Origin of the sequence: Flavobacterium chungnamense, from assembly GCF_039539165.1 — a bacterium.
Classification (GTDB): Bacteria; Bacteroidota; Bacteroidia; order Flavobacteriales; family Flavobacteriaceae; genus Flavobacterium; species Flavobacterium chungnamense.
Genome location: NZ_BAABCS010000003.1, coordinates 25,146 through 51,848, shown reverse-complemented (window position 1 = coordinate 51,848; position 26,703 = coordinate 25,146). Strand labels below are relative to the sequence as shown.

The 26,703-nt window shown below is 30.6% G+C and carries 20 protein-coding genes and 1 pseudogene; 6 read left to right on the top strand and 15 right to left on the bottom strand.

Annotated features, from left to right (window positions below):
- Nucleotides 1–61 precede the first annotated feature (61 nt).
- The 8 genes from ABD771_RS00805 to ABD771_RS00770 form a co-directional block, all read right to left on the bottom strand.
- Nucleotides 62–2,467, bottom strand: coding sequence for an alpha-ketoacid dehydrogenase subunit alpha/beta (locus ABD771_RS00805; RefSeq protein ID WP_345089250.1), 2,406 nt, complete (start codon nucleotides 2,465–2,467; stop codon nucleotides 62–64).
- A 186-nt stretch (nucleotides 2,468–2,653) separates the two neighbouring features.
- Nucleotides 2,654–5,452 carry a gluzincin family metallopeptidase gene (locus ABD771_RS00800; RefSeq protein ID WP_345089246.1) on the bottom strand — a complete coding sequence of 933 codons (2,799 nt, stop codon included), beginning with the start codon at nucleotides 5,450–5,452 and terminating at the stop codon, nucleotides 2,654–2,656.
- Nucleotides 5,449–6,339 carry a hypothetical protein gene (locus tag ABD771_RS00795; RefSeq protein ID WP_345089243.1) on the bottom strand — a complete coding sequence of 297 codons (891 nt, stop codon included), beginning with the start codon at nucleotides 6,337–6,339 and terminating at the stop codon, nucleotides 5,449–5,451. Before ABD771_RS00795 ends, ABD771_RS00800 begins: the two co-directional genes overlap by 4 nt.
- Nucleotides 6,339–7,772 carry an MBOAT family O-acyltransferase gene (locus ABD771_RS00790; protein ID WP_345089241.1) on the bottom strand — a complete coding sequence of 478 codons (1,434 nt, stop codon included), beginning with the start codon at nucleotides 7,770–7,772 and terminating at the stop codon, nucleotides 6,339–6,341. The genes ABD771_RS00795 and ABD771_RS00790 overlap by 1 nt, the downstream gene beginning before the upstream one ends.
- 79 nt (nucleotides 7,773–7,851) lie before the next feature.
- Nucleotides 7,852–8,577: an LOG family protein gene (locus ABD771_RS00785; protein ID WP_345089238.1), complete on the bottom strand. Its 726-nt coding sequence runs from the start codon at nucleotides 8,575–8,577 to the stop codon at nucleotides 7,852–7,854.
- A gap of 61 nt (nucleotides 8,578–8,638) precedes the next feature.
- Nucleotides 8,639–9,025, bottom strand: coding sequence for a nuclear transport factor 2 family protein (locus ABD771_RS00780; protein WP_345089235.1), 387 nt, complete (start codon nucleotides 9,023–9,025; stop codon nucleotides 8,639–8,641).
- Nucleotides 9,026–9,036: 11 nt separating this feature from the next.
- Complete coding sequence (uvrA, locus tag ABD771_RS00775) at nucleotides 9,037–11,865, bottom strand: excinuclease ABC subunit UvrA (protein ID WP_345089231.1); 2,829 nt, start codon at nucleotides 11,863–11,865, stop codon at nucleotides 9,037–9,039.
- 77 nt (nucleotides 11,866–11,942) lie between these two features.
- Nucleotides 11,943–13,151, bottom strand: a complete 1,209-nt coding sequence (locus ABD771_RS00770; protein WP_345089226.1) for an OmpA family protein — start codon at nucleotides 13,149–13,151, stop codon at nucleotides 11,943–11,945.
- Nucleotides 13,152–13,287: 136 nt separating this feature from the next.
- On the opposite strand from ABD771_RS00770, the gene ABD771_RS00765 reads away from it, so the two are divergent.
- Nucleotides 13,288–13,809 carry a hypothetical protein gene (locus ABD771_RS00765; protein ID WP_345089223.1) on the top strand — a complete coding sequence of 174 codons (522 nt, stop codon included), beginning with the start codon at nucleotides 13,288–13,290 and terminating at the stop codon, nucleotides 13,807–13,809.
- Nucleotides 13,810–13,890: 81 nt separating this feature from the next.
- Here the strand turns inward: ABD771_RS00765 and ABD771_RS00760 are convergent, their stop codons facing one another.
- From ABD771_RS00760 to ABD771_RS00745, 4 genes are all read right to left on the bottom strand, one after another.
- Complete coding sequence (locus tag ABD771_RS00760; RefSeq protein WP_345089220.1) at nucleotides 13,891–14,853, bottom strand: Fic family protein; 963 nt, start codon at nucleotides 14,851–14,853, stop codon at nucleotides 13,891–13,893.
- Nucleotides 14,854–15,000: 147 nt separating this feature from the next.
- The gene (locus ABD771_RS00755; RefSeq protein WP_345089217.1) at nucleotides 15,001–16,821 is read right to left on the bottom strand and encodes a chloride channel protein; all 1,821 of its coding nucleotides are present in this window, start codon (nucleotides 16,819–16,821) and stop codon (nucleotides 15,001–15,003) included.
- Nucleotides 16,822–16,913: 92 nt separating this feature from the next.
- The gene (locus ABD771_RS00750) at nucleotides 16,914–17,390 is read right to left on the bottom strand and encodes a hypothetical protein (RefSeq protein ID WP_345089214.1); all 477 of its coding nucleotides are present in this window, start codon (nucleotides 17,388–17,390) and stop codon (nucleotides 16,914–16,916) included.
- An 8-nt stretch (nucleotides 17,391–17,398) separates the two neighbouring features.
- Complete coding sequence (locus ABD771_RS00745) at nucleotides 17,399–18,406, bottom strand: SIMPL domain-containing protein (RefSeq protein WP_345089210.1); 1,008 nt, start codon at nucleotides 18,404–18,406, stop codon at nucleotides 17,399–17,401.
- Nucleotides 18,407–18,581: 175 nt separating this feature from the next.
- Between ABD771_RS00745 and ABD771_RS00740 the strand changes: the two genes are divergently transcribed.
- Nucleotides 18,582–19,505: a hypothetical protein gene (locus ABD771_RS00740; RefSeq protein WP_345089208.1), complete on the top strand. Its 924-nt coding sequence runs from the start codon at nucleotides 18,582–18,584 to the stop codon at nucleotides 19,503–19,505.
- On the top strand, nucleotides 19,468–20,070 hold the full coding sequence (locus ABD771_RS00735) for a hypothetical protein (protein WP_345089205.1): 603 nt from the start codon (nucleotides 19,468–19,470) through the stop codon (nucleotides 20,068–20,070). The genes ABD771_RS00740 and ABD771_RS00735 overlap by 38 nt, the downstream gene beginning before the upstream one ends.
- Here ABD771_RS00735 and ABD771_RS00730 read toward each other — a convergent pair whose 3' ends face one another.
- Nucleotides 20,071–20,739, bottom strand: a complete 669-nt coding sequence (locus ABD771_RS00730; RefSeq protein WP_345089201.1) for a DNA alkylation repair protein — start codon at nucleotides 20,737–20,739, stop codon at nucleotides 20,071–20,073. It abuts the gene before it with no gap.
- Complete coding sequence (locus tag ABD771_RS00725; RefSeq protein WP_345089198.1) at nucleotides 20,736–21,323, bottom strand: acyl carrier protein phosphodiesterase; 588 nt, start codon at nucleotides 21,321–21,323, stop codon at nucleotides 20,736–20,738. The genes ABD771_RS00730 and ABD771_RS00725 overlap by 4 nt, the downstream gene beginning before the upstream one ends.
- A 92-nt stretch (nucleotides 21,324–21,415) precedes the next feature.
- On the opposite strand from ABD771_RS00725, the gene glmM reads away from it, so the two are divergent.
- Nucleotides 21,416–22,804, top strand: a complete 1,389-nt coding sequence (glmM, locus tag ABD771_RS00720; RefSeq protein WP_345089196.1) for a phosphoglucosamine mutase — start codon at nucleotides 21,416–21,418, stop codon at nucleotides 22,802–22,804.
- Between the two features lie 15 nt (nucleotides 22,805–22,819).
- Entirely contained in the window at nucleotides 22,820–23,452 is a 633-nt protein-coding gene (locus ABD771_RS00715) for a hypothetical protein (protein ID WP_345089193.1), read from the top strand.
- A gap of 1 nt (nucleotide 23,453) precedes the next feature.
- Here the strand turns inward: ABD771_RS00715 and ABD771_RS00710 are convergent.
- Nucleotides 23,454–24,925: pseudogene (locus tag ABD771_RS00710) on the bottom strand (protein adenylyltransferase SelO).
- A 139-nt stretch (nucleotides 24,926–25,064) separates the two neighbouring features.
- Between ABD771_RS00710 and ABD771_RS00705 the strand changes: the two are divergent.
- Nucleotides 25,065–26,672, top strand: coding sequence for a S41 family peptidase (locus tag ABD771_RS00705; RefSeq protein WP_345089191.1), 1,608 nt, complete (start codon nucleotides 25,065–25,067; stop codon nucleotides 26,670–26,672).
- Nucleotides 26,673–26,703: the final 31 nt, after the last annotated feature.

Genomic DNA, 26,703 nt, shown 5'->3' with positions numbered 1-26,703 from the left:
TATTAGAATAAAAAAGACCTTTGTGATTGCAAAGGTCTTTTTTAGTTTATAATTGTAAAGCTTAGTATAAACTTTTAAATTTTGATGGATTAGCTTCGTGCATAATAGCATAAACTTTTTCAAAAATATCTTCTACTGAAGGTTTAGAGAAATAATCGCCATCAGTTCCATAAGCAGGACGGTGTGGTTTTGACGCTAATGTTTGAGGTGCACTATCTAAATGTTTAAAAGCATTTTGAACTTCTACAATTTCTTGTAAGATATAAGCACTAGCTCCACCAGGAACGTCTTCATCAATTACTAACAAACGATTCGTTTTAGCGATACTTTTTACGATATCGTGATTGATGTCAAATGGTAATAACGATTGAATATCAATGATTTCTGCACTTATTCCAACAGTTTCTAATTCTTTCGCAGCTTGTTCTACTAATCTTAAAGTTGAACCATAAGACACTAAAGTAATGTCGCTACCTTCTTTAATAGTTTCAACAACACCAATAGGAGTTTTGAATTCACCTAAATTGGTTGGCATTTTTTCTTTCAAACGGTAACCATTTAGACATTCTACTACTAAAGCTGGTTCGTCTTTTTCTAATAACGTATTGTAAAATCCTCCAGCTTTAGTCATATTTCTAGGAACTAAAACATGAATTCCACGGATTGCATTGATAATCATTCCCATTGGTGAACCAGAATGCCAAACACCTTCTAAACGGTGTCCACGAGTTCTAATAATTAATGGTGCTTTTTGTCTTCCAGCAGTTCTGTATTGTAGTGTTGCTAAATCATCACTCATAATTTGAATGGCATACAACAAATAATCTAAATATTGAATTTCAGCAATAGGACGCAAACCACGCATAGCCATTCCAATTCCTTGACCAAGAATGGTTGCTTCACGAATTCCGACATCGGCAACACGAAGTTCACCATATTTTTCTTGCATTCCTTCTAAACCTTGATTAACGTCACCAATGTTTCCAGAATCTTCACCAAAGATTAAAGTTTCAGGATATTTAGAGAAAATAGCATCGAAGTTATCTCTTAAAACCAAACGCGCATCAACTTCTTCCGCTGAAGGATCGAAAGTAGGAGCAACCTCAGTTGAAGTTAAAATATTTTTATCGGATTCAGAAAATAAATGCGAACTGAATTTAGGTTGAATTTTTGCAATATAGTTTGTAATCCAGGAAGCTAATTGCGGTTGACCACTTTCAGATAAAATCATTCTTAAAACTTTTCGTGCTGTTGTAAGAATATCTTTGCGAATTGGTTCTTTGATTGCTGCTAAATCAGAAGCAATTTTTTCAATAAAGATTTTATTTTCGCTTGAAAAAGCGATACTATTTAATATATCAACCAATTCTTTTTGTTCCTCTTTCATTGGAGTTACAAATGCTGTCCAAGCAGCTTTTTTACCTTCAAGAACGTCTTTTTTGGCTTGATTGTCGATTTCATCTAATTCTTCTGTAGTTGCAAGATTATTATCGACTAACCAATTTCTCATTTGAGCTAAACAATCAAACTGAGCTTCCCAAGCTAATCTTTCAGCATTTTTATAACGCTCATGACTGCCAGAAGTTGAATGTCCTTGTGGTTGTGTCAATTCTTGAACATGAATAAGTACAGGTACATGTTCTTCACGAGCAATAGCAGAAGCTTTTTCGTAAGTGGCTACTAAACCAGGATAATCCCAACCTTTTACTGTTAGAATTTCATAACCATTATTATCTTCATCACGTTGAAATCCTTTAAGAATTTCTGATATATTTTCTTTAGTTGTTTGATGTCTTGCATGAACTGAAATTCCGTATTCATCGTCCCAAACACTCATAACCATTGGAACTTGAAGAACACCAGCAGCATTAATTGTTTCAAAAAATAAACCTTCAGAAGTTGATGCATTACCAATTGTACCCCAAGCCACTTCATTTCCATTGATTGAAAAATTGGTTTTGTCTTCTAATCCTTTTACATTTCTGAAAATTTTAGAAGCTTGAGCCAATCCCAACAATCTTGGCATTTGTCCAGCGGTTGGAGAAATATCGGCACTTGAGTTTTTTTGTTGGGTTAAGTTGTTCCAATTTCCATTTTCGTCAAGCGAATGCGTTGCAAAGTGACCGCCCATTTGGCGACCAGCACTCATAGGATCAAAATTGATATCGGTATGACCATATAATCCGGCAAAAAACTGTTCAATATTCATGGCTCCAATTGCCATCATAAAAGTTTGGTCACGATAATATCCTGAACGGAAATCGCCATTTTTGAAGGCTTTTGCTAAGGCTAATTGTGGGACTTCTTTTCCGTCACCGAAAATACCAAATTTGGCTTTTCCAGTTAGGACTTCACGTCTACCTAATAGACTACATTCTCTACTAATAGTGGCAATTTTATAATCGTTTAAAACTTCGGTTTTAAAATCTTCAAAAGTAATTTCGACTTTGTTTTGTGTTTCGGTCATAACTGAAAAGGAATTTCTTATGAAACAAATTTAATGAAAAAGTAGTAATAATTGTAATTCTATGAAAAAAATATAATTTAATTATTGATAATTAAAATGCTTGATAGTACGCTTTGAATAGGAAATATTTATTAAAACATCAAATTTTAATGTAAATTGTTAAAAAATGAGTTCAAATCTTGTGAATTAAAACCATTTTCGAGTAAATAAACCAATCAAAGATTTTGGACTAAAAGCTACAATAAAACGTATTTTTTCGGAATATTTTGGTTGCGAAACTTCCCAACCATTGTTGGAATAAACTGGAAAATATAGTTCGAAAAAATCGGTAACTAGATTCAAGCGAATTCCGCTATCATAGACAAAACGTGCGTCTTGTTGTTTGTTTTTTAGAAATCCTAAATCACCATATATTTCTACCCAATTCCACACATTAAAACTTCCGTTAAGAGTTGTAATCCATTGATTTGAAAAAGGGTGTGAAAGCTTCGATTTGAATCCACCTTCTGCCTCAATAAATTGTTGACTGAACAAACCGGTACTTTCTGAACGTCCTAAATAGTTATAATCGAAAAGATAATCTGTAGGTCTATCAAGAGCAAAATTGAAGTAATTACTTTCTGATTTATTGTATAAGAAAAGTCCACCATAAAGGCGTAAATTGACCTGTCTACTATTGTCAAAAAGTCTTCTAAAAGTAATGCTTGCAGCTGTTTTTCCAAATTGAGAACCCAATTGCAAATCGGTAGAATAAGCGAATGCTTTGGTGATTTCTACTTTACTACTACTAAAACGCGCATTGAAAATGGAGTAATTACCTTCGAAAGTGTTTTTTACAAACTGGCTCGGTTCTCTATTAACATACACTTGTCTTATAACAATGCTTCTACCTTGATTGCTTCTTAAATCATCGTCTCTAAAGCGGAAAATTACAAAAGGATTTACTTTTTGATAATAGGCATCTGGAGCATAATGAAAAGTACTTCCACTAAAACCATATTTGATTAAAAACAAATTGCTATTACGATTAAATTGGTTTACTGCGAAAGAAAAGCTTCCAGAGATATCTTTAGTTTTTGTTGAAAAAGAAGGATTTACATCGAAAGTAAAAGGTCTATCTAAAATTGTTTTATTATGAAAATTAAGCCCAGGAATGAAACCATCATAGTAATTATATTCCAAAGTTGGAACATACAAAACTTGATTATAATTGGGGTCTTCCAAGTCTTTCATCAAGTTAAACTTGATTGGACGATTACTCAGTCTAAATGGTTTTAACGATTTCCAATTGTTTCTCTGATTGAATTCTGGTACTATATTTTTGTAATTGATTACAATCTTATCGGCGTTATTTCTTTTAAAAGTATAGGTAGAATCAACACTTGGATTGTCAATCCATTCTTTAAAAACTACTTTTTTATTTTTAATACCATAAACAGGAATCGGGACATTTACATCTGTTTTGTTTTTTAATGTAAAAGAAACACTATCAGTTGTTTTAGTAACATTATCGAATTTATAATCGACAATTTTTCTGGAATTGATAATAGTATTAAAAAACCAATCGGTATTTTTTAGGCTATTGTTTTTTATAATGCTTTCAAATTTGCCACTGTCTGTTTGGTTTTTTTCAGCATAAGCTACAAATTCACTAATACTTTTTTTCAAATTTTCCTCACCAATATAATCAGATAGGTATCTAAAACTTAATCCAGCTCTATATTTTGATGCAATTTTTTCGTTGAATTTTATTAATGTGTTTTTAGGATCGCCTAGAGGTTGATCTAGATTTTTACGCGCCATTAACATATAAAAATAGCTGTATTGTTCGTTGAAATCTAAAGAAACTAATCGATAACCTTTTACCAATTTTAATTTTGCCACCGAACCCATCATTTTGGCATCAGGATAATGCTCATCTATGTATTTCATCATATAATGAATTTGGATGGCATCATAAATCCAATTGTCTTTTCTGGCATCTAATCTTAAAGTAGATTTTAAATAATTATTCAAAAATGTCTTTAAGAACTTTAATTCATAGATAAATTCGTCTGGAAAAGGACTTATAAATGATGGCAATTGATTTAATCCATAAAAAGGATTGGTATCATAATCAACTTGAGAAACGGTGATTTTAGATTTTTGATATTTTCCTATATTCGCTTCTACATAGGTTAACACTTTATCTACGATAATGGCTTTGTTGATATCGCTTACTTTTTTGTCTTCAATATTTGTAACTATATCTAAATCAACATTTTTAAAACTCATAAAACTGGTGTTTTTCTCGATATATAAATTGAAATACGAATATTTTTTTCCCGAAAAGTAAAACGAATTATTCTCTTTCTTTTTTAGGGGTAAATCACATATTACTTGATGTTCATTGGTGTTAATTTGCAAATCTATATCAGAAATTGCATTTGAAACATCATCAATATTTAGATTGCTGTATTTTTTAAACGATTTGTTTTCATAAACTGCCGGTGTAAGAAAACAATTTTTAAGGACCATTCCTTCTTGTGAATTAAATCCGTATCGTGTGAATTTATCATCAGGAATTTTCAAAAAATAGGAGAGTACAAATGTTCTTTTTTGATTGGGTAAGATGTTGTTATTTAAGGTAACATCCACTAAATCTGGATGATTTTCAGGTCTGTTCCATGTTAGAAGTGATTTTGATTCATCTATGATGGTAAGATTTTTGGTTTCACCACGTTCTTTGTCGGACGCTAAATGAAAGCTTCTTACAAATTCATCTGAAAATCTTTTTCCTAAAGGACTATTTCTATCGGAGTAAGCATTATTCCAGTCGTTTAATATGATGGATTTAATGGTGTCAGCAGATTGGTTGAAATAAGTCAACTCTTGATAGACGCTAAGCATCTTTTTTTCATGATCAACAGTTATAACAAATTTAGAATGATGTTGAGCTGATGCGAAAAAGCTTAATAAAAAGAGTATATAGGTTACTTTTTTCAAGGTTTAGATTTGGATTTAAATAATTGATTAAAGACTTCTTTTGTAAATTTTTCTGCACCACCTTTATTCATGTGTCCACAAGTAGAAAAATACTTATCCTCAGTTACGAGATTTTCAAATCTACGAATTTCTGGATAAACCTTATTAATATGATTGAAATAATCTCTATTGATAGTTTCCATACACATTGGGGTGGTCATGGCAATCAAGTTGATATTATTTGCTTTACAAATGGCTTTAATTTCTTCGTAAGCTTTGTTTCTCTTTGGATAATATTTAGATAAATCAGCAGCTACCATTGGTCTTTTATCAGTCATTAAAGGATAAAAGCCATCTCTATCTAAGGAATTAGTGCGTTTTTGAACGGCAGTTTGATAAAATTCTCTAAAACCAACACGAGCATCATAATGAAGGTATCGGTAAAATGGTATACAGAGTAATTTATTGTATTCTGGAATATTTTTATAGTGATTTCTAATGGTTTTTGAAGTATGAAAATAAGGCATAAACAAGGAGCGAATGGCCTCTGAATGGTCGTTTGTGTTTATGTTTAAATCAACTTGAAGAATAAGATTCTCAATTTTATAATTATTTTCAACCATCAGCTTCAGCATCAATGCCGATTCTTCTAATCTTGAGCGTGTAATTCCAAAATTGAAAGTTTTGTACCCTTGATCATTAAAAATTTTAGGAACAAAATGATTGTTGACTCTTGAAGAACCAAGAAAAACAACATCAAAATCTTTGTCTTTAGAGCTAAAAATGTAGCTGATTTTGTTTCTAGATTTAGATTGCATGTAAACGGTTGTATACAACACATCAAGCAATATCATTGTAAGAATGAGAATTGCCAAACCTTTTAAAAGAAATTGTATAAACTGCTTCATTAGAACTGAAAATAAATGAATTCTTTGTAATCTGAAAAAACACCTAATGCTATAATTGCAGCTAGGCATAAACCTAATTTTAACCAACTATACTTACCAGAAATAGGTTCGATTTTATGTCGGTTATTCCATTCTACTAAAATAAAAACTAAAATTAATGCTATTAAATTGTGACTGTAACGTTCGATTCTGAAATATTGTTCAGAGAATTGTAAATCGCTAAACATTCTAATTATATAATTATACGCATCTGTAATGGTTTTGGATCTAAAAAATATCCAAGCCAATGCTGTAATTGCAAAAGTAGTCGTGATATTGAATAAAATTCTTATCGATTCTATATTGAAACCAAGAGTAAAAGCATCAACATTTTTTCGATTTCTATTTAATAATAAAAGTGGTAGAAAGTACAATGCGTTTATCAATCCCCAAACGATGAAAGTCCAATTCGCTCCATGCCAAAAACCGCTTACTAAAAAGATGATGAACGTGTTTCTAACTTGAAATAATTTATTGCCTTTGCTTCCGCCCAAAGGAATGTATAAATAATCTCTAAACCATGACGAAAGAGAAATGTGCCAACGACGCCAAAACTCAGCGATATCTCTAGAAAAATAAGGATAATTGAAGTTTTTCAATAAGTCAATTCCGAATAATTTGGATGTTCCTAAAGCGATATCGGAATAGCCTGAAAAGTCGCCATAAATTTGAAAAGAGAAATAAATGGCTCCTAAAATTAATGATAAGGAATTCATTGTTGAATAATTATCAAAAATTTCATTGGCATAAATCGCGCAGGAATCTGCTATGACAACTTTCTTTACTAAACCCCAAACGATTTGATAAATTCCTTCTTTAGCTTTTTCAAATTTAAATTTTCTTCTCACTTTTATTTGTGGCAAAAGGTGAGTAGCTCGTTCAATTGGACCTGCAACTAAAAGCGGAAAATAGCTTACAAACAAGGAATAATCAACAAAGTTTTTTTCTGATTTTATTCGTTTACAATAAATATCAATAATGTAGGATAAGCCATGAAAAGTATAAAAGGATATTCCGACAGGAAGAATTAATTTTAATAAAATTGGACTTGCTGTTAATCCAAAACCTTGTAATAATTCGGCAAATGAAGTAGCAAAAAAGTTATAATATTTGAATATTCCTAGAAATCCTAAATTGATTGAAATGCAAAGCCAAAGCCAAATTTTTCGTTCAGATTGTGTTTTGCTTTTTTCAATTTTCATTGCTGAAACATAGTCCAATAATGTTGAAAAAACCAAAAGAAACAAAAACCTCCAATCCCAACAAGAATAGAAATAATAACTCGCCAAAATCAAGATGTAATTCTGATTGATTTTAGATTTATGTCCAACAAACCAATACATTATAAAAACGATTGGAAGGAAAATGGCAAAATGTAACGAGTTGAAAAACATAGAAAAGCAATTAGCGCTTAGCAATTAGCGGTTAGTCTATTTATTGGATGTTAAAAGCTAATCGCTGAAAGCTGATAGCTTAAAAATTTGGACTTAAATTATATTTTTTGTAGAAGTTATCCAAAGCTTCAACTACTTCGTCTTCTGTATCAACTACTTTTATAAGGTTCATATCTTCAGGATTGGCATTTTTCTGCTTGTCAATCATCACATTTTTAATCCAATCTAAAAGCCCTGACCAGAATTCTGTTCCAACCAAAATGATGGGAAATTTACCAATTTTCTTAGTTTGAATTAAAGTAACCGCTTCAAATAATTCGTCAAGAGTACCAAAACCACCTGGCATTACAACAAAACCTTGCGAATATTTTACAAACATCACTTTGCGAACAAAGAAATAATCAAAATTTAAGTTTTTGTCTTTATCGATAAACGGATTGTAATGTTGTTCGAAAGGTAATTCAATGTTTAAACCCACCGAAGTTCCTTCACCACGATGCGCGCCTTTATTTCCTGCTTCCATAATTCCGGGGCCACCACCAGTGATTACTCCATAACCAGCTTTACTGATTTTGTAGGCAATTCGTTCGGCTAATAAATAATATTTTTCTTCAGGTTTTGTTCTAGCTGAACCAAAAATAGATACACAAGGACCAATACGAGCCATTGATTCATAGCCATTTACAAATTCTGACATGATTTTAAAAATCGCCCAAGAGTCGTTGGTTCGTATCTCGTTCCAAGTTTTTTGTTTTAATTTATCATGTATTTTTTCGTCTTCGTTTTCGTAATTGTTAATTGACATAATCTAATTATTTTAATTTTTTTGCAAACGTGCTAAATTAGTTCTTTTTTAAAAATTTCTTCTATTGAAAGAATGTAACTTTTATAATTTTATTATTTTCAACTTCATAAATAGCTACACCTCCAAATTGAGATTCGTTGTATTGAATTTGTTCTTCATCAATGACAATATTTTTAGTTACAATTCTTTTTGTAATGGTGCAATTTAGTTTTTTTGAATTTTTAAAAAAGGAAGCATAGCTTTCTCGCATAGCATTTTTTCCTTCTATTTTTAGTTTGTTTGGATAAGTATAAATCTTTACATCTTCTGAATAAAAGCTTAAAAAATCTTCAATCTTTCCACTATTGTATGCTTCAACTTGTTTTTGAACAATTTCTTCGGGCTTTTGCTCTTGTGACCAACCTAAGAAGTTGATTAAAAGCATAATTAATAAAAGTATTTTTTTCATAATAGACTGATTTATAATTCTTTTTTCAAAAACTGAGCAGTATAACTTTTTTTATTTTTTATAATTTCCTCAGGCGTTCCTATGCATAAAATTTCTCCGCCACCTTTTCCGCCTTCCATACCAACATCAATGATATAATCGGCTAGTTTTATAACGTCTAAATTGTGTTCTATAATCAGTACAGAATTTCCTTTATCAACCAATTTTTGAATAACATCCATTAATACTCTAATGTCTTCAAAATGCAAACCAGTTGTAGGTTCATCCATAATGTAAAACGTATTTCCAGTGTCTTTTTTAGATAATTCGGTTGCCAGTTTTATACGTTGTGCTTCACCGCCAGAAAGTGTTGTACTTTGTTGTCCAAGTGTGATATAGCCCAATCCAACATCTTGAATAGTTTTGACTTTTCTATATATTTTAGGAATTAGTTCAAAAAAATCAACCGCTTCATCAACTGTCATATTCAATACATCAGAAATTGATTTTCCTTTGTAACGAATTTCTAAAGTTTCTCTGTTAAAACGTTTTCCCATACAAGTTTCACATTCTACATATACATCAGGTAAGAAACTCATTTCGATAGTTCTAACTCCAGAACCTTCGCAAGTTTCGCATCTTCCACCAGCTACATTGAAACTGAAACGTCCTGCTTTATATCCACGAATCATAGCTTCTGGAGTCATTGTGTATAAACTTCTAATTTCTGAAAAAACATCGGTGTAAGTAGCAGGATTACTTCTAGGAGTTCTACCAATTGGACTTTGGTCAATATCAATTACTTTGTCGATATGTTCTAAACCTTCAATTTTCTTGTAAGGCATTGGTTTTTTGACACCATTAAAAATATGAGCGTTCAAAATAGGGTAGAGTGTTTCATTAATCAACGTAGATTTTCCACTTCCTGAAACTCCTGTAACGCAAATTAGTTTTCCTAACGGAAATTCAACCGTAACATTTTTAAGATTATTTCCGTTGGCACCAGTTAATTTTATTGATTTTCCATTGCCTTCACGACGCTTTTTCGGAACTTCAATTTGCATTTTGCCGTTCATGTATTGTGCTGTGATGGTATCTTCTTTCAGCAATTCTTTAGGTGTTCCTTTACTGATGATGTTACCTCCAAATTTTCCGGCTTTCGGGCCAATGTCAATTACATAATCGGCACATTCAATCATGTCTTTGTCGTGTTCTACAACTAAAACAGAGTTTCCAATATCACGAAGATTTTTCAACGAATTAATCAATCGTTCGTTATCGCGTTGGTGCAAACCAATACTAGGTTCGTCCAAAATATAAAGCACGCCTACCAATTGCGAACCAATTTGTGTTGCCAAACGAATACGTTGCGCTTCACCACCAGAAAGTGATTTAGAACTTCGGCTTAAGGATAGATAATTCAAACCAACATCCATTAAAAACTTTAGTCTATCATTAATTTCCTTTAGGATTTCAGTTGCAATAGTTTTTTGTTTTTCAGACAATTCTTTTGGTAAATTTTCAAACCAAATCGTCAATTCTGAAATATCCATTGATGATAATTCAGCTATATTTTTATCGTTTATTTTGAAGAAAAGAGATTCTTTTTTCAATCGTGAGCCTTTGCATTCAGGACAATTTATTTCGTCCATAAATTCTTTTGCCCAACGTTTTATAGAAGTAGAATTACTTTCATCATGTTGGTTTTTTATAAATTTAGCAATTCCTTCAAAATCAATTTTATATTCTTTGGTAACACCAGCCGCTTTTGAAATTACTGAGAATTTCTCGTTTCCGCCGTTCAAAATCATTTCCATTGCTTCTTCAGAAATGGTTTCGATGGCATCAGTCAATTTGAAATTATATTTTTCACCAATAATTTCTAATTGTTTGAACATCCATGAATTTTTGTATTCTCCAAGAGGCGAAAATCCACCTTTGTTGATAGATAATTTCGGATTTGGAATAATCTTTTTTATGTTGATTTCGTTTACGATTCCCAATCCATTGCAATGTTCACAAGCACCTTTTGGAGAGTTGAATGAAAACAAATTGGGTTCCGGATTTTGATACGAAATCCCAGTCGTCGGACACATCAAAGTTCTACTGAAAAAGCGAACTTCATCACTTTCATGTTCGATAACCATCATAACATCTTCACCATGATACATAGCGGTTTTGATGCTTTCTGACAATCTTTTATCGGTATCTTCATCGTTTTCGACTTGCAATCTATCAATTACAATTTCTATATCATGTGTTTTGTAACGATCCAATTTCATTCCAGTTGTGATGTCGGTAATTTTACCATTTACACGAACTTTCACAAAACCTTGTTTAGCAATTTGTTGGAACAATTCGGCATAATGACCTTTTCTTGCACGAATGATTGGAGCTAAAACATTAATTCTCTTTCCTTTGAAGTTTTCCTTAATCAATTCCTTGATTTGTTCATCAGAATAGGAAACCATCTTTTCACCAGTATTGTAACTAAAAGCTTCTCCAGCTCGAGCAAATAATAATCGCAGAAAATCGTAGATTTCGGTTATAGTTCCAACAGTTGAACGCGGTGATTTACTTGTAGTTTTTTGTTCGATAGCAATTACAGGCGAAAGTCCGTCAATTTTATCTACATCAGGACGTTCTAATCCACCAAGAAATTGACGCGCATACGCAGAAAAAGTTTCTATATAACGGCGTTGTCCTTCAGCATAAATTGTATCAAAAGCCAAAGATGATTTCCCTGAACCCGAAAGTCCAGTAATTACCACAAGTTGTTCTCTTGGAATAGAAATATCAATGTTTTTGAGGTTGTGAACTCTTGCACCAATTACTTCAATTGTATTTTCGTTTTCTAGCATGTTTTTAGTCAAAACGCAAAAATACGATTTTATGAGCAAAATTCAGTTAGTCAGAACAGAAGAATTTGTTAAAGATTTTAATTAAAAATTCGTTTCAGCCATTCCCAAAAACCTTTCTTTTTAGCTTTTTCATTATCTTTTGCCTTTCCACTTGATATCGGAATATATTTATAAAGTGGATATTTTTTATTGTACTTAGAAACTTTACAAGTTAAAAGTCCAAAAGTTACTTTTCCAGAGCTATTAATTCCAGTAAAATAAAGTTTTTTTGGATTTACATTTTTAGGAATTACAAAGGCAAAACCTGTTTTATCCATTCGAGCAGAAAATTTTAAATCATTTTGTTTTTCTGAGGCATAACTTAGATAAACATCATAAAAGAACTCTTCTCTTTCTGTTGCAACAATGATTACTTTTTTCTTTTTACCTGTCGAGACATTTGTAACTTGGTCGCGGTAAATGTTTTTATCTAAATTTATGGATATCTTATTTCCTCTAAAATTGGATACATTAAGATTGAATTCATAGCGTTTAGTGTTATTATTCCATTTAGGTTTTAGTTTTAAATTTCTCCAACGTTTTCTTCCATCTTTATCAATTTCCTCAACCCAAACAGTCATTTCTTCGTCATAAATAGTATTTGAAATTGTAGGAATTGCGACTTGAATTATCCCATCTTCAATATCATTCGGATTAATATCTTTTAAGTCGATATCAATCATTCCTGCAGTTTCTAAAACTTCATCATTGATGTCTAAAGCAAACTTTTCATTCTGAATCATGCTTTGTGTCGAAAAATATTCGTCTAAAGTAAATTCGGCATTCGATTCCTTTTTTAATTTAAAAGAAACCTCTGTTCCATTTTTTCCTGTAAGTGAATTTAATTTGTAATAGCAATCTTCCGATTTTGCTGTAAATGTCACGGTTGTATTTCTTTGGATTGTTTCGTTTTCAGACTTGTTATCGATGCCAAATCCTTTATAAGAAAGTAGTGATTGATTTAGTCTTTTATCAATAAAGTAGTCAAAAACTGTTTTTGCTCTATCGCTTGATAGTTTTTGATTGTATTTTAAAGAGCCACTTGGGTCGGTATATCCAACAATTTTGATTGAATAATTGGAATACTTATTAGCCACTGTGATTAAGCTATCTAAAGTTGACGCAGCATTCGTTGTAAGTGAAAATTGATTGTGCTCAAAGAGTATTTTCTTTTCTAAAGTAATGGTGTTTTGAGCATTTGAAAATAAAGTAATTATAAATGCTGTAATAATGTAGAAGTATTTCATAGTAAATAATATGTGTGATTAACTTTAAGTATAGAGGTTGTTTTTTTCAAAAAGGTTGGAACAACTAAAAAAATAAATATACTAAAATAAAAATTCAATTAAACATTTTATATTTGGGCATCAAAAAAAAAGAAAAATGAAAATATTAGGAATAGGATCACGTATAAAGCATTCAGAATTTGGTTTGGGAGTTGTAACCAATGTAACTTCTAAACATTATTGGGTAACTTTTATCGAAAACGGATTGGAAACTATAGATGTTGACAATGAATTTGAAGTAATTGAAGCTGTTGAAGATGAAGTAGATTCAGTAAGTTTTTATGAAGTGGAGAAAACTTTAAAAAATATTCTTCAGAAATGGAGTGATGTTACTCAAATTGTTCCCATTGCAGATAAATGGAAAGGTGGAAAATTGCTAATGGAGCCAGGAACGCCAACTCAAAACAAAGAAGTTCCGATTGATACTTTTTTCAATAAGATAATTATGGTTAGAGATCGACTTCGTGTTATGGAGCAAAAAATAAATTCAAGTAATTTAGATAATGCTGAAAAAGTTGAATTGCAACAATACATAACAAGATGTTACGGAAGTTTGACTACTTTTAACGTGTTGTTTAAAAGTACCAATGATTATTTTGTTGGAGAAAAAACAAAATAGTGTTCAGTAATCAGTATTCAGTAATCAGTATTCAGTATTCAGTGATCAGTATTCAGTTTGCTAACTGCCAACTGAACACTGCTAACTGATATTTCTCTTCCTTTGACGATTTTCAATATAATCTTCAATTGCTTTTTTGGTAGTGTACCAATTTCTTCCTTCTTTGTGAGCATCAATTTTTCCTTGACGCGCTAACAGACTTACATATTCTTGGCTGTATGGCGAATTAGGTTCATTAACGATATTGGAAATTTCTTGAAAATCATAATCATTATCGGGCAATGAACTTAGATAAATATTTAAAGTTCGTTCTTGAGCCTGACACATTAGCAACATTAATTTTTGATAATTTCCATTATTGGCTTGGTTTAATGCTTCGTAATATTTTTTTCTATCATTAGATAAAATAATAGCAGGCGGAAAACCTTTTCTCATTAATAATAAATTCATTGCTAATCTTACCGTTCTTCCATTTCCATCAAAGAAAGGATGAATCCAAACAAATTTATGGTGAAAGATTGTTGCCAATTCAATATCATTTAATTGCATTGGATTTGTGTTTACAAAATCAATTAATTCATCGAGAAAATCGGAAACTTTATTGGCATTTGGTGGAACAAAATTGGCTCCAGAAATTCTAACGCCACCATTTCTAATTCTTCCTGCAAAATCTTCTTCAATCATGTTTAAAACTAAACTATGAATAGAAAGTATATCGATTGCTCTAATTTCATAACTATCATCAACAATAGAAAATAAATAATTGATCGCTTTTTCGTGATTTTTTGCTTCAAAATGTTCGCGAAGTGATTTTCCTTTTACAGTAATTCCTTCTTGAAGAACCATTTGCGTTTCTTGAAGCGTCAATGTATTTCCTTCAATACTATTAGAATTGTAAGTCCATTCTACAGAAAGCGATTCTTTAATTTTTTGTAAAGCGATATTTGGCAATGGTCTGCTTTTTTTCAAAACAGCCATTTTATAATACAATCTCTCGAATGTTGATTGAAATTCTTCTCTATATTTTGTATCAATGTTCCACATAACAATGCAAATATATTTATTAATATCGGATAAAGCAAATTTTAAATCTATCCGATATTAATATTTTTAAAAAATCAACTTCAAAAATTAATTTCAATTTATTTTATATGTGCTATCGAGTTTTTAGTTGAATTTTGAGTTTGAAATTTACTCAATCACCATTTCCTTTAATTGCTCACGATAGGCTTCAAGAATGGTGATTTTAGAAATTAATCCAAAGAATTTTCCGTTTTTGGTAACAGGAAGTAGGTTTTGATTTGAGTTTTCAAATTTTTCCATAATCGTTTCCATTCCGTCATCGTGGTATATGATTTCTTGAGGTTGCGATAGGATTTCTTTTATTTCTGTGAATTTAATTCTATAAGGATTAAAAACGATAGAACGTATGTTTTCAAAATCAACAATTCCAAGGAGTTTATTTTTTTCATCTAAAACAGGAATGATTCGTTGGTTTACATTAGATAAATGTTCGATTAGATTTTCTAATGATTTGTCGAGGGTAATGGTTTTGACATCAGTTTCAACTAATTCAAGAAAATCAATACTTTGCAAGATGTTTTTATCTTTATCACTTGTAAAAACGTCACCTTTATCAGCCAATGTTTTAACATCCATTGAATGAGGTTCCATTTGTTTGGAAACAGCAAAACTTATTGAAGAAACAATCATCAATGGAACCATTAAATCATAACCTCCAGTAATTTCACCAATTAAGAAAATTGCGGTTAAAGGCGCATGAAATAAACCACTCAAGATTCCTGCCATCCCAACAATAGTGAAATTTGTAACAGGAAGATGCGAATTGATATTGGTCAAATCCATAAATTTTGCAACAAAAAAACCAAGATACGAACCAACGAATAGTGAAGGCGCAAAATTACCACCATTTCCGCCAGAACCTAATGTTAAACCAGTTGCGAAGGATTTTAATAAAACAATCAAACCAACAAATCCTAATAGAATCCATTCATTACTTTTATGATTTTCTAGTAAAGTATTTTCTAATAAACTTTCAGGATGTGCAGTTGAAAGCGTTTTCATACTTTCATAACCTTCACCAAAAAGTGTTGGAAAAAAGAAAATTAAAACAGCTAAAATTGAAGCTCCAAATAAGGCTTTTTTATAAGTATTGTTTTTAAATCGGCTAAAAAAATGTTCTACTTTTCTGAAATTTCGAGCATGATAAACAGAAACTAATCCAGCTAAAATTCCAAGTATTATATAGTAAGGTGTGTTGTGAAAATTGAAATTTTCCTCTTGATCAAAACTCAATAAAACATCTTGACTCAAAAGCACTTTAGAAACCAAAGCGCCGGTTGCGGCTGAAATTATAATTGGAATAAAAGCAGAGATACTAACATCGGTTAAAACTACTTCAATAGCAAACAAAACTCCAGCGATTGGAGCATTAAAAGCCGCACCAATTCCAGCAGCAACTCCACATGCGAGTAGTAAAATTCTATCTTTTTGAGAAAGTTTATATTTTTGAGCAAAATTAGAACCAAATGCCGCACCAGTTATAACAATCGGACTTTCCAATCCAGCAGAACCACCAAGTCCAACGGTTAATGAACTTGTTATGATTTGGGCATACATTTGTTTTTTTGGAATAATTCCACCTTTTTTAGCAACAGCGTATAGAATTCGTGAGCTACCTTTTTCTATTGAACCATCAAGGAATTTTTTGATAACAAAAACAGTAAGCAAAATACCTATAATTGGAAAAATACTATTGGCATAAGGTAGCTTTAAATATTTATTAGCATAATTGGCAAAAATGAAAACATTATGCGCAAAACTTTTAAGAATAATAACAGCCAAAGCACATGAAATAGCAACAGCAACAGACGATAAGTATATAAAATTACGTTCAGACAAGATTGTTTTTGCCAAGAAGAATAAGGATTCTAATCGGCGAGCAATTTTTCTAAAAAATAATTGAATGATTACTGACTTTCTGTTTGGCATTTTGATTTATTCACTGCGAAAGACAAAAGTAGTGTTTTAAAATTTCACATAAAAAAATCCGATGAAGGATATTTCTTCATCGGATTTTGAATTTAATTTATTTCGCAACTTTTTTTGCTGAGTATAACTTCTATTGGTTTGTAAACTCTTTCACCAAAGGTAGAGTCATAATAATCATTCGAATCATAATTTCCACACAATGAAAATTTATCAATTTCATTAAGTTTTATTTCTTTTGTTCCATAAAAAGTCCAGTCATTGTTTCCATATTCGCAAAAACTTTCAATTTTTAAATAGTAATTTTCAATGTCAAGTCTACTTGGAATGATTACGCTATATTCGTCTGATAAAAATGGGAATCTATTATTTTGAGTTAAAATGTAGACTTTATTATTCACTACTTTATCTTTTTTCTTCTTGACTAAAGTTATTTTCAAATTTGGAATAGTATTCTGACTTTCTCTATTATGAACTTTTAGAACTATAATATTAGAAAAATCATATGGACAATGTTGAGCGTTAATTACATTGGATGCCAAAATAATTAAACAAATTAGCATTTTTTTCATTTGTGATGTTATAAGTTCAACAATTTAATATCTCCAGCAGCAGTAATGATATAGTAGCGATTGTTTCTAATGATAGTGTTTTTTGGCAATTGGTCCTCTTTAAGTTTGATGCGAATTGTAATGTCGTAAAAAGCTTGAATAGTTGGTTCAGTGATATCAGGATTCATAACAAAATTGTGATCTTTCACTAAAGCTTGGTTGTAATATTGTGTAGTGTTTTTCTTAATAACATTGACTTCACTTTTTGGATCAAAATTGGCATTGGCTTGCGAATAAGCTTGATAACTTCTATAACTTTCCATCGGATAAGTAACATTAAAACCTTCTTGAAGTATTTTTTCTTTTTTGTTTAAATCTGTATTCATAATTAAAGAATAATTAGCCATTTGGTCTTTAAAAACTTCCAACGCTTTCTTTTGCATTTGAGTTCTTACCATATCAAAATTGGTAGTTACATAATCGACTTTTGCTATATCATAAATTTCGTTTTTGCCACAAATAGATAGAATTTTATCAAAGTCATTATTGTTTCTAAATTTAATTAAGATGTTCTTTTTCAATTCAAATCCAGATGGTTTTTCGTTATACGTTTTTGGATTAAAAATCTTTTTATCAACAGCATAATCATAAGTGGGAACAAATGAAATCATATCGGTTTCAACCACAATTTCTTTATTGAAAAGTGCTAATTCTTTCATAACATTTCCAATTCTTTCATCAATTAAGTTGGTTGCTTCTTCTGCTGTTTTCCCTAATTGAAGTACAGCAAAAGTTGCAATTTGTGAAGTGGCTCGTTCATTAAAAATTCCTTTTATTGTAATAACCATTTCATCTTGGCTGCTCGATGTGGTTTGAATAGTGTTTACTCTATTAATAGTATAACCACCATTTCCGTAGGCACCATTTCCATAATCAGCGTTTCCTTTTTTTTCGTATTGAGCATTTCCCATGTCTTGCGCATTAGCAAAGTTTAATGCAATTGTAAGAGCGATTGTTGTAATTAAATTTGTCTTCATTTTTTATAAGTTTTTAAAATTAATGATGCAATGATACTCTCGTTTTTCAAAGTGGGTTTGGTAAAACTACTTTCAACTAACTGTAAAGTTTTTTAATTACATTTACACCACTTTTACAGTTGGTTTTCAGTAGAAATATCGAATTGTAGCTTTACTTTTGAATCTAATTATTAGAATGACAGAACTTGAAAAATTTCAGGAATTGAAACAAAAAGTGCTTTTGAAATATCAAGAGCATCATCCTTTTTTTCAAGGAACTTGGAAGACATTTAGTTCGCAAGATATTCAAAATTTGATTGGTTTAATTGAAGAAAAGTGTAAGCAAAAGATTAGTGAGAAATGGATTTACACGCATTTAAAACCAGAAACCAACAACAAGATTCCAAGAAAAGATATGCTGAATATTCTATCGGAATTTGTAGGTTTTTCAGGTTGGGATGAGTTTACATTTGAAGAAAAAATCGTTCAAACAATTCAAGGAAGTCAATCAGAAAAATCGAAAATATCTAAAAAATGGATGTTACTATTATTTATTCCATTGGCTTTAGTTGTTGTTTTTTTTAGCAAAAAAGAAGAATCTAAACCCAAAACAATTCAACTAAATAATGAATACACTAATGAAAAAGTAAATGCAGAAGAAGTTAAAGTTTTTGAATTAAAAGATTCAGTCAAACAAGAATTAGAAATAAAAGAAGGTAAAGTTCAAGTTTCAAATAATGGTAATGAGAAATCAAAATTGGTCATTCAAAGTCCGTTTTACGAACCTAAAACTATTGTTATAAATTCCAATGGAAGTGTAACTGAACCTCCAAAACGAATTGATTTAAAACCAGATGATTATGCTATGATGCTTAAAGCATTTATGTTATCAGATATTAAAGATTGGCAAACTAGAAAAGAGCAATTGAATAAAATATTATCCGATAATTTGGAAGTAATTGTGATGTTGAAAGACGATTTGGGAGCAGAATATTTCAATAAAAGCGAGTTTTCACAAAAGTTGATTGTACCAACGGCATCATTAAAAAAGATGAAGATTGTTGAAATTAAAAACGATGCTAATGATAAAATTCAGTTCATTAGAATTAAACAAGAATAGAATGAATAAGAAATTTTTATTTATCGTTATTTTTTTATGCAGCTTTTTTGTTAATGCTCAAGATGTAGTGAAAGAGAGTGTTTCAGAAAAGAAAGCTGCTTCAACAATGTCTTTAAATAAAAAATTTTCTTCCAAAGTTTTGAATGCTTATCAAGAAAATTCTAAAACTAAAGTAGAAGATTTGTTTTCCTATTTTCAGATGCTTACTGATGCTTCATTGAATGATGATTTGAAGAAGGAAGTAGTTAAAAACATCAATTTGTTATTTCAAAATCCCAATACATTGGTGATTGATTTTACTTCGGATTCTTTTGATAAAATTACTTTACAACAGTTCATTCAGAAGCTTTTAATTTCTGAACCGATTTTATTCTCAGTTTCAGAGGAAAGTAGATATGATTCTGTTGAATATCAAAGTTGGAAAACCGGATATACTCTCTCAAGAACGAAATCAGGCATAGTTACTAAAACTAAAATTGTTCAAAAAGTATTTTTTTACGAAACTCCAAAAATGTTTGGAGAAGAAACTAAAATGGTTTTTTCTACGCTTCTAGGTGAAATGTAATTACTTAATATTTCTCAATGCTTCACGTTGACTTAAAGGCTTTAAATTGGTTGAATTTACATATTCTGAAACACCATTTGGATTAAAGCGACTGTAATCTCTCAAAGCCCATCCAATTGCTTTTTGAATAAAAAATTCCTTTGAGTCTTTATGTTTTTTACATTCTGATTTAAGCAAATCAAAATTGGTTTTTTCCTTATAACTCAATTGAAAAATAATAGCACTTCGATTTAACCACATGTTTTCTGAATTTGAAAATCGTTCAATTACTTCATAAGTTTCATTTGGAAATTGTTGCAAATAGCCACCTAGTAAATATTTAGCAACAACATCAACTGAATCCCACCATGAGTTTGTAATGATTAATTTTTCAATTAACTTAATATCTTCTAAAATAAAGTTTTTCTTGAATTCTTTGACTAATAAATCTATAGCGCATTGATGAAATTCTCGTTCGTTTTTATTGAATAATTCCCAAGCAATTGTTCTGAAATTTGCTTTTATTTCAGATTTGTATTTTTCGTAATTCTCTTTAAAAATTGCTCTTCTTTCCTCGGTTTTTATTCCTAAGAAAGAGAAATTATTTTTCATATAATTCTCCATCGGAATGGCTAGTTCTCGATTGGATTTTTGATGTAAATCTTGTCCTAAATTTTGTATAAAATTCATTCTAATTCTTTTAATTTCTCCACACAATGATTACGTAATTCTTCAAAAAACAAAGTAAATTCTTCTTCAAATTCTGAATAATACTCTTGAACTTCTACGATCGATTCTTGCATATTGGCGCGATGTTTTGTTCGATAATCCATTTGGAACAAAATCATTTCTAAGCCAGCTAATGACGCGTAACTTACTAACCAATTTCGTGCAATCATATAAGGTAACATTCCTTTCGTTTTTTCTGTTAGAATGTCATAATTATCTTGAAGTAATTTGTAGAATTCATCTGCATAATCTTCTAATTTTTTATCAGAATAGTTGTTCCAATTCTTAGCTAAAAAATGATCATAAACTATATCCATAATCACACCAGAATAATGTCCATATTTTTCGTGTAATCTATGTTTACTTTTACGGTAAATGGGATGAGCATCAGTAAAAGTGTCAATATAACGATGCAAAAGAATTCCTTTTCGAATTTCGTCTGGATAATCCAAATAATGATGTCCACGAACACTATCAGCCATAAAATTTCCAATTTTAAGCAAATCGTTGTTTCCAGAAAGGTATATGTGAGCGAGGAAATTCATTTGACCAAATTAGTTATTTTAATTAGAATTTCAAATTAGTATATTTGTACTTCCAAATCTAATATTTAATATCTAAAATCTAATATTTAAAAATGACATTAATAAAATCAATATCAGGAATTCGAGGAACTATTGGTGGAAAAGTTGGTGACAATTTAACACCAGTTGATGCAGTAAAATTTGCTTCAGCTTATGGAACGTTTCTTAAAAATAATAGTTCAAAGGAAAAACTAACCGTTGTAATTGGTCGTGATGCTAGAATTTCGGGTTCGATGATTCATAATTTGGTTCAAAATACATTAATCGGATTAGGAATAAATGTTATCGATTTAGGACTTTCTACAACACCAACAGTTGAAGTAGCTGTTCCTTTAGAAAAAGCGGATGGTGGAATCATTTTAACGGCTTCGCATAATCCAAAACAATGGAATGCACTGAAATTATTGAATGAAAAAGGTGAGTTTTTAAATGGTGCTGATGGTGCAAAAATTCTTGAAATTGCAGAAGCAGAAGCCTTTGATTTTGTTGATGTTGATTCGTTAGGCGAAATCACTACCAACGATTCCTATATGGATATTCACATTGATGAAGTTCTAGATTTGCCTTTAGTGGATGCTGATTTGGTAAAAACCAAGAAATATAAAGTAGTTGTAGATGCTGTAAATTCTACTGGTGGAATTGTGATTCCGAATTTATTGGAACAAATGGGTGTTGAAGTAGTAAAATTATATTGCGAACCAAACGGTCATTTTCCACACAATCCAGAACCTTTGAAAGAACATTTAGGTGACATTTGTAAATTGGTTGTAGAAGAAAAAGCCGATTTCGGAATTGTTGTCGATCCTGATGTTGACAGATTGGCTTTTATTTCAAATGATGGCGAAATGTTTGGCGAAGAATATACTTTGGTAGCGATTGCTGATTATGTTTTGAGTAAAACGCCAGGAAATACGGTTTCTAATATGAGTTCGTCTCGTGCATTGAGAGATATTACTAATAAACATAATGGAAGTTATCAAGCTAGTGCTGTTGGTGAAGTAAATGTAGTAGAATTGATGAAGGCTACAAATGCTATAATAGGTGGTGAAGGAAACGGCGGAATCATTTATCCAGAATTACATTACGGAAGAGATAGTTTGGTAGGAGTAGCGTTGTTCTTGACTTATTTGGCAAATCAAGAGAAAACTGTTGCAGAACTAAGAGCAAGTTATCCGCAATATTATATGAGTAAAAATAAAATTGAATTGACACCTCAAATTGATGTAGATGCCATTTTAGTTGCAATGACCGAAAAGTATAAATCAGAAGATATTACTACAATTGATGGAGTAAAAATTGATTTTGCTACCGAATGGGTTCATTTAAGAAAATCAAATACAGAACCGATTATCAGAATTTATACAGAAGCTCCAACGCAAACTGAAGCTGATAAGCTTGCTTTCAGAATTATTGATGAGATTAAGGCTATAGCTGGAATATAATTTATATTTTCAAATATGAAAAACCACATTTATTTATTGACTTTCTTTTTGTTAGTAACTAATTCTTATTCACAGAAAAAGAGTAATGTTAAATGTGGTTTTTTTGGGAATAAATCAGTTGAGGAGCGTAGCCAAATTTTCCCATTTAATGAGTCCAAAAAAATCGTTTTGGTGAGTTATCTCAATTCTGAAATAATAGAAGATGTAAAAATAAATACAAAAGAGGTTATTAGATTAAAAGATAGTTCTTCTTTTTCGAATGCAGGTTATAAGATTGTAAAAGAATTTTCATTTCTATCAAATGATACTTTGCCAGAGAAAGTATATGATGTAACAAAAATTGTTGAACTTAATCAAAATGCAATTGACGAATTTAGTAATTGGATTATTAATTATGATTATAAAATAAAAAACCCAAAAAAGCCAGTTTTATCTTCATTAGCAACTTGTTATATACCTAGAAATGCAGTTGTTTTTTTAAATGAGAAAGATATTGTTATTTCAATTTTAGAAATTTGTTTTGAATGTGGTCATTATTATTTATTGCCTGATCCAAATAATTTTGGAAGTACTCTAGGATTAGAATGTGATGAGAGATTAGATTATTTCAAAAATTTTTTTATTGGAAAAGGGTTTGATTTACAATAGTTTACGAACTACAAGAAAGCATTGAGCATCCTATTTTTTCTCTTGCCCAATCAGGTCTTTTTGTATACCATTTTTCTGAATTTGGTTGCTCTTGATATGGGGTTTTTAATAATTCATGCAATTCTTTGATAATACTAAAATCGTCTTTGTTGGCTGCATCAATAGCCAATTGAGCCATGTAATTTCTCAATACAAACTTCGGATTTATAGCATCCATTTTAAGTTTTCGGTCTTCATCTGTTGTGGCTTCTCTTTTTAATCTTTTAATATATTTTTTAAACCATTTCTCCCAATCTTCTAGTATATTTTTTTTGATTTCTTCAGGTTTGTAAAAGGCATCGTTTATAATAGCTATTCCACAACCAGGAGTGTTTATTTTTTTTAATCTACCTAATTCTCTAAAAAAAATAGTCNCATTTGATGATAATCAGTAGTGTATTTGGTTTGAAAATCATTCAAAACACTTTCTAACGGAGCTGCTTCTTGAATTAATGGATAAAGTGCATTTGCTAATTGAAATAAATTCCAAAGGGCAACATCTCCTTGATTACCAAATCGATATCTTCTGTGTTCTCTGTCGGTTGTATTTGGAGTCCAATCGGGATTATAATCTTCTAGCCAACCATATGGACCATAATCTATTGTAAGTCCTAAAATGGACATATTATCAGTATTCATTACTCCATGTACAAATCCGACTCGTTGCCAATGAACAATCATTTCACGAGTTTTATTGGCTACTTTATGAAAAAGCTGAATGTATTTTTCAACACCATCAGTTGTAATTTCAGGATAATAATATTTAATAGTAAAATCAGCTAACTTTTTCAAATTTTCTAAATCGTTTTGTGCTGAAAACAATTCAAAACTTCCAAATCGTATAAAAGTAGGAGCAACTCTACAAACTACAGCACCTTTTTCATAATCAGCATTTCCATCATACATCATATCTCTCAAAACTTCATCGCCTGTCGAGATTAGAGAAAGTGAACGCGTAGTTGGTACACCCAAATAATGCATTGCTTCGCTACATAAATGTTCCCTAATAGAAGAACGCAAAACAGCCAATCCATCAGCACGACGAGAATAAGGAGTACTTCCGGCGCCTTTTAATTGCAACATCCAATTTTGATTGTTGTATTTAACTTCGCCTAAAACAATAGCTCTTCCATCACCTAATTGTCCAGCCCAATTTCCAAATTGATGTCCTGCATAATTCATAGCATAAGAGCGAGAATTTGGTAAAGTAGTTTTTCCTGAAAAAAGGTTTAAAAAATTAACAGATGTGATTTCATCTTCGGTTATTCCTATCATTTGAGCAACTTCTTTCGTTGCATGAATTAGTTTTGGATTCGAAGGAATTCTTGGAGTAACATAAGAGAAAGAAGCATTTAGTACTTGTCTGGTGATATTAGTTTCATTAACATCTGCAGATAATTCAGAACTAAATCTATTATTAATTTTTAATTGCATTAATAGTATGTTTGTATTACAAATTTACTCAATTTTTGTCTAATTATTATTAGAATTAAGTTAATATATTAATGAAAATCACATGAAACAACAAATAAATGTATATTTGAAAATTGGATGTCAATAGCGATTATATTTTATGAAGTTTAGTCAATTTAGTAGTTTTTATTTTAGTTTGTTTGTTGGAATTTTAGTTTCAATAGTATCTTTCAGTTGTGTTTCTGTTGAGGAATATAATAAAAGATTAGCACAACCAATCTCTGAAAAGGATTTAATAAAAGATGTAAATTTCGTTCAAAGAAAATTAGAAAAGTACCACCCTAATTTATACACCTACATTTTTAAAGAAGAATTGAATAGAAAGTTTGATAGTATTAGAAATGTGTTAAACAAACCAATTTCAAGTCAAGATTTTTTCTTGCTTATTAGTCCAGTTGTTGCTTCGGTTAAGCAAGGGCACATGAGTATGTCATCACCATCAAAGAGAATTAGTAAAAAGCAACAAAAGCGATTAGCTAAATCTGGAACTGGTCCATTATCACAATTTGACTTCGAATGGATGAATGATAAATTGTATGTTTTAAAAAATAAATCTAAACAAAAAGGTATTGTTTCTGGTGCAGAAGTTGTGAGTATAAATGCTATTACACCGCAACAACTTCACAATAAATATAGAAAAACATATGCTTCTGATGGTTTAAATAAAACTTATTTAAAGAGAGCTTTTTCAAAACGTTTTACAAATTATTTAACCAACGAAATAGGAATCAATGATAGTTTATACTATGTTTTTAGACAAAATGATTCCTTGAAAGAAGTAATTGTAAGTCGTTTAAAGGCAGAAAAGAAAGAGAAGGTTAAGAAAACTGAAACAACACCGAAAGTTACTGAAACAAATCCAAAAACAGAAAAGAAAGTTGTTGATAGTAAGAAGGATAAGAGAATTTTTGGATATGATGAAACTACTAAAAGTTTCAGTAAAAAGTTAACTTTTGTTGCTAAAGATAGTAGTATTGCTGTTCTGAAGATTAAAGATTTTTCTAAAGGTAAATTTAGAAAAGCTTACGATATAGTTTTTGAAAATCTTAAGCAGAAAAATGTAAAAACTCTAGTTTTAGATTTAAGAAATAATCCTGGAGGAAGAGTTGCTGATGCTGTCGATTTATATTCCTATTTAACAAATAAAGATTTTCAAATGCTTGAACCAGCTCAAGTAGTTTCTAAAGCAAGTTTGTGGAAATTGGGAATGTTTGATAAAATCCCAAAAATCACTTATCCATTTGCTGCAATTGGATATCCATTTTATATGGCGTTTTCTTCTTTGAGAACTAAGAAAAATAATGATGGAACTTATACTTATTCATTGGTTGGTTCTAAAAAGCAACAAAATAAAGCTAACCATTTTTCGGGTAAAATATATGTTTTGATTAATGGAAATAGTTTTTCTGCAGCCTGCTTGGTTTCTGCTGCATTGAAAGAAAACAAGGATATTACCTTTGTTGGTGAAGAAACAGGTGGCTCATTTAATTCTACTGTTGCCGGATTATTGCCAGTTTTGAAGCTACCAAATTCAAATCTATATATCAGAATAGGTCTTATGGATATTGGTACTACAAATAAGACTGCTGTTTTTGGTAGAGGTATTTTTCCAGACCAAGAAATTATTCCAACATTGAAAGATAAAATTGAAAATAAAGATCCAGAAATGGAATGGATTTTAAATGATATCAAATTGAAAGACAACTAGTTTCATCATTTTTTTGTTTGCTAAATAATTG

Bases quoted from the DNA above. Each gene is read 5' to 3' on its own strand.
- ABD771_RS00790 (WP_345089241.1), bottom strand. From the start codon at position 7,772: ATGTTTTTCAACTCGTTACATTTTGCCATTTTCCTTCCAATCGTTTTT.
- ABD771_RS00795 (WP_345089243.1), bottom strand. From the start codon at position 6,339: ATGAAGCAGTTTATACAATTTCTTTTAAAAGGTTTGGCAATTCTCATT.
- ABD771_RS00715 (WP_345089193.1), top strand. From the start codon at position 22,820: ATGAAAAACCACATTTATTTATTGACTTTCTTTTTGTTAGTAACTAAT.
- ABD771_RS00725 (WP_345089198.1), bottom strand. From the start codon at position 21,323: ATGAATTTCCTCGCTCACATATACCTTTCTGGAAACAACGATTTGCTT.
- ABD771_RS00770 (WP_345089226.1), bottom strand. From the start codon at position 13,151: ATGAAATACTTCTACATTATTACAGCATTTATAATTACTTTATTTTCA.
- ABD771_RS00705 (WP_345089191.1), top strand. From the start codon at position 25,065: ATGAAGTTTAGTCAATTTAGTAGTTTTTATTTTAGTTTGTTTGTTGGA.
- ABD771_RS00805 (WP_345089250.1), bottom strand. From the start codon at position 2,467: ATGACCGAAACACAAAACAAAGTCGAAATTACTTTTGAAGATTTTAAA.
- ABD771_RS00765 (WP_345089223.1), top strand. From the start codon at position 13,288: ATGAAAATATTAGGAATAGGATCACGTATAAAGCATTCAGAATTTGGT.
- uvrA (WP_345089231.1), bottom strand. From the start codon at position 11,865: ATGCTAGAAAACGAAAATACAATTGAAGTAATTGGTGCAAGAGTTCAC.
- ABD771_RS00735 (WP_345089205.1), top strand. From the start codon at position 19,468: ATGATAAAATTCAGTTCATTAGAATTAAACAAGAATAGAATGAATAAG.
- ABD771_RS00730 (WP_345089201.1), bottom strand. From the start codon at position 20,739: ATGAATTTTATACAAAATTTAGGACAAGATTTACATCAAAAATCCAAT.
- ABD771_RS00750 (WP_345089214.1), bottom strand. From the start codon at position 17,390: ATGAAAAAAATGCTAATTTGTTTAATTATTTTGGCATCCAATGTAATT.
- ABD771_RS00745 (WP_345089210.1), bottom strand. From the start codon at position 18,406: ATGAAGACAAATTTAATTACAACAATCGCTCTTACAATTGCATTAAAC.
- ABD771_RS00755 (WP_345089217.1), bottom strand. From the start codon at position 16,821: ATGCCAAACAGAAAGTCAGTAATCATTCAATTATTTTTTAGAAAAATT.
- glmM (WP_345089196.1), top strand. From the start codon at position 21,416: ATGACATTAATAAAATCAATATCAGGAATTCGAGGAACTATTGGTGGA.
- ABD771_RS00785 (WP_345089238.1), bottom strand. From the start codon at position 8,577: ATGTCAATTAACAATTACGAAAACGAAGACGAAAAAATACATGATAAA.
- ABD771_RS00780 (WP_345089235.1), bottom strand. From the start codon at position 9,025: ATGAAAAAAATACTTTTATTAATTATGCTTTTAATCAACTTCTTAGGT.
- ABD771_RS00740 (WP_345089208.1), top strand. From the start codon at position 18,582: ATGACAGAACTTGAAAAATTTCAGGAATTGAAACAAAAAGTGCTTTTG.
- ABD771_RS00760 (WP_345089220.1), bottom strand. From the start codon at position 14,853: ATGTGGAACATTGATACAAAATATAGAGAAGAATTTCAATCAACATTC.